This window comes from Pseudomonas sp. RW407 (genome assembly GCF_003176655.1).
GTDB lineage: Bacteria > Pseudomonadota > Gammaproteobacteria > Pseudomonadales > Pseudomonadaceae > Pseudomonas > Pseudomonas delhiensis.
On the sequence record NZ_QGSL01000106.1, the window covers coordinates 706,450 to 709,943 of the forward strand.

The window sequence follows — 3,494 nt, forward strand, 5'->3', positions numbered from 1 at the left end:
TCTCCGGCTTCCCCTGTAGGAGCGCGCCCTGCGCGCGAATCGCGGGCAGGGCCCGCTCCTACAGTTACTCTGTGCGCCATGTGCCCGTAGGAGCGGACTCCGTCCGCGATCCGGCCGGCAGGCCGGCGATGCCGCAAGTCCACCGGCGGATAACCGCGAACGGTTATTCGCCCTACGTCTGACCGAAATACCGCTGCCGCTGGCAAGCATCGTAGGGCGCATAACGCCCCAGGCGTTATCCGCCGTCGGCCCCACACCAGGCCCACCGGCGGATAACCGCGAACGGTTATTCACTCTGCGGGAGCAGCAGCGGCTCCTCCTGCTTCCGGTCTTTCCGATTTCTATCCGGCCCATTGCCCGATTCCGGGCGTCTCCCGTCGTTTCGCTCGCCGCTAGTGCATAGGCAAGCGGAAAGCGCCTCTATATCATGCGTGCCTTATTGTGGCGGGACGCGATATGCAGACATTGCTGAAATTGCTGGGCGATGGTCGATTCCATTCCGGTGAGGAGCTGGGGGCGGCGCTGGGTGTCAGTCGCAGTGCCGTCTGGAAGCGCCTGCAGGGCCTGGAGAGCGAGTTCGGGCTGGAAGTGCAGTCCGTGCGCGGTCGCGGCTATCGCCTGGCGGAGCCGCTGATGGCCATCGAGCCGCAGCGGGTGGGGGCACCCTGGCCGCTGGACGTGCTGTTCTCGGTCGACTCGACCAATGCCGAAGTCATGCGCCGCCTGGATGCTGGCGCCGCCACGCCCTTCGCCATAGTGGCCGAGCGGCAGACGGCGGGGCGGGGGCGGCGTGGGCGCGCCTGGGTGAGCCCGTTCGGTGCCAACCTTTATTGCTCCCTTGGCATCTCCGTGAGGGGTGGGCCCAAGGAGCTGGAGGGGTTGAGCCTGGTCGTCGGCCTTGCCGTGGTACACGCCATCCAGTCGCTCGGTATTGCCGGTGTCGGCCTGAAGTGGCCGAACGACATTCTGCTCGACGGCAAGAAGCTGGCCGGCATCCTCCTGGAGTTGACCGGCGACCCTGCGGACCTGTGCAGCGTGGCCATCGGCATCGGCATCAATGTGAACATGCGCGCAGCGGAAGGTATCGACCAGCCCTGGACGTCCTTGCGCGAAGCTGCGGGGCGTCCGGTGGATCGCAACGAGCTGCTCGCCGCGCTGAGCAAGGAGCTGGAGTGGCACCTGGCTCGTCATCGCGAACAGGGCTTCGCGGCCAGCCAGCGGGAGTGGGAGTCCTTCCATTTGTGGCAGGGGCGCGATGTCGTGCTTTCGACCGCTGCCAAACGTATCGTCGGCCGTGCGTTGGGGATCGACGAGCAGGGGGCGTTGCGCCTCGAGGTCGATGGCGTGGAAAGCCGCTTCAGCGGGGGCGAGTTGAGCCTGAGGTTGTCTGATGATTCTTGAACTGGACTGTGGCAATAGCCTGATCAAATGGCGGGTGATCCGCGTCGCGGGGCTGACGACCGTAGCCTTCGGCGTCGCGGACTCCGACGCCGCGCTGCTCGAGCGGCTGCGTGGCTGCGAGGGGCTCGCGCTGCGTCATTGCCGCCTGGTCAGCGTGCGGAGCGAACAGGAAACGGCATCGCTCGTGCAGGTGTTGAATGACGCTTTCGGCATAGCCGCCAGCATCGCGCAACCGGCCGAGGTCCTGGCCGGCGTCCGCAATGGCTATCGCGAATACCAGCGGCTCGGCCTGGATCGCTGGGTGGCCCTGGTGGCCGGCTACAAGCTGGCAGGCGGTGCGTGCCTGGTGCTGGACCTGGGCACCGCGGTCACCTCCGACCTGGTGGATGCGGCCGGGCAGCACCTGGGGGGCTATATCTGCCCGGGCATGCCCTTGATGCGCAGCCAGTTGCGCACCCATACCCGGCGTATCCGCTACGACGACGCTGCAGCTCGCGAAGCCCTGCAGGGGCTGTCGCCGGGGCGTGAGACCGCCGAGGCGGTGGAGCGGGGCTGCCTGCTGATGCTGCGTGGTTTCGTGCGCGAGCAATATCACCTGGCCCGCGAGCTGCTCGGCGGCGACTGCGCCGTGTTCCTCACCGGCGGAGATGCCGAGTTGGTCAAGGACGAACTGCCCCAGGCGCGGATCCTGCCCGACCTGGTCTTTACCGGGCTGGCCATCGCCTGCCCGCTGGAGTAGTGCCCCTCATGCGTTGGTTCTTTCTGTTCCTCCTGGTGCTGAACGCCTTCTACTTCATCTGGCATCAGCAGCAGACGCCCCTGCGGGCGAAAGAGATCGCGCCCCTGAGCCTGTACCGCAGCGAGCAGAAGAACATCCGCCTGCTCAGCGAGTCGCCGGAGTCCGCGCAGCGGCGCCAGTCGGAGGCGGCCGGGGCGCCGACGGCGCAGGAGAGCGCATGCCTCTACTTCGGCCCCTTTTCCGACGAGAACCGGGCCGGGGCGCTCGAGCAGCGCCTCACCAGTCTCGACATGCACGTGAGCCGGCAGAAGGTCGACGCCGCCGCCGGGACCGACTACTGGGTCTACCTGCCGCCCCTGGCATCGCGCCAGGCCTCGCTCTGGCAGCTGCGCGAACTGCAGGCGCGCAAGATCGACAGCTACATCATCACCGAGGGTGACCTCGCTGACGGCATTTCCCTGGGAATCTTCCAGCGCAAGGATTCGGCCGACGGGGTCGTCGAGCGCCTGAAGGCCGCCGGGTACGACGCCCTGGTGCGGGAACTGGGGCGCAACCGCCATGAGTTCTGGGTACAGGTCGCCCCCGAGAGTCGGCGCCTGGCGGACGACAGTCTGCTGCGTCAGTTGGTCGTGGACTTCCCTGAATTGCAAAGGCAAACAATGCCGTGCAAAAGCGTTGCAACCGCCGAATAGTTTGCATAGAATGGCGCCCGCTTCGAAGGGGGGACCTGAAAGGGGAATTTCTAGAAGCCGTTGTCGAAGAGCTAAGCTCAAGTTTTTAAAGAAAAAACTGTTGACAACGCGGTGGCACTCTGTAGAATGCCGCCTCACTCGGAGGGGTTCCCGAGCGGCCAAAGGGATCAGACTGTAAATCTGACGTCTCAGACTTCGAAGGTTCGAATCCTTCCCCCTCCACCAGTTTCAAGCGTGAGCGTCAGGCTCCGCGGGTATAGTTCAGTGGTAGAACCTCAGCCTTCCAAGCTGATGATGCGGGTTCGATTCCCGCTACCCGCTCCAGACTTGCTGCTTATGTTTGCTCATGTAGCTCAGCTGGTAGAGCACACCCTTGGTAAGGGTGAGGTCAGCGGTTCAAATCCGCTCATGAGCTCCACTTAACAAAGGCAGATATGAAAGTATCTGCCTTTGTTTTATCGGTGATACGGCTTTCTCAATTCCTAGTGGGAGACGGTCAAAATGGCTAAAGAGAAGTTTGAACGTAACAAACCGCACGTCAACGTCGGTACCATCGGCCACGTCGACCACGGTAAGACCACTCTGACCGCTGCTCTGACCAAGGTCTGCTCCGAGACCTGGGGTGGCTCCGCTCGCGCCTTCGACCAGATCGACAACGCGCC

The 3,494-nt window shown here is 64.3% G+C and carries 4 protein-coding genes and 3 tRNA genes; all 7 read left to right on the top strand.

Annotated elements, in window-relative coordinates; translation table 11 throughout:
* Positions 1-456: 456 nt before the first annotated feature.
* Positions 457-1,401 carry a bifunctional biotin--[acetyl-CoA-carboxylase] ligase/biotin operon repressor BirA gene (birA, locus tag DK254_RS20040; RefSeq protein WP_109935172.1) on the top strand — a complete coding sequence of 315 codons (945 nt, stop codon included), beginning with the start codon at positions 457-459 and terminating at the stop codon, positions 1,399-1,401.
* A complete protein-coding gene (locus DK254_RS20045; protein WP_109935173.1) occupies positions 1,391-2,140 on the top strand; it encodes a pantothenate kinase in 750 nt (249 codons plus the stop codon). Before birA ends, DK254_RS20045 begins: the two co-directional genes overlap by 11 nt.
* An 8-nt stretch (positions 2,141-2,148) precedes the next feature.
* Complete coding sequence (locus tag DK254_RS20050; RefSeq protein ID WP_109935174.1) at positions 2,149-2,832, top strand: SPOR domain-containing protein; 684 nt, start codon at positions 2,149-2,151, stop codon at positions 2,830-2,832.
* Positions 2,833-2,972: 140 nt separating this feature from the next.
* Positions 2,973-3,057, top strand: a tRNA-Tyr gene (locus tag DK254_RS20055).
* 25 nt (positions 3,058-3,082) lie between these two features.
* A tRNA-Gly gene (locus DK254_RS20060) sits at positions 3,083-3,156 on the top strand.
* Positions 3,157-3,174: 18 nt separating this feature from the next.
* Positions 3,175-3,250, top strand: a tRNA-Thr gene (locus DK254_RS20065).
* 83 nt (positions 3,251-3,333) lie between these two features.
* Positions 3,334-3,494: GTP-binding protein (locus DK254_RS35250; protein WP_371921177.1), on the top strand; the 161-nt coding region annotated here is incomplete at its 3' end.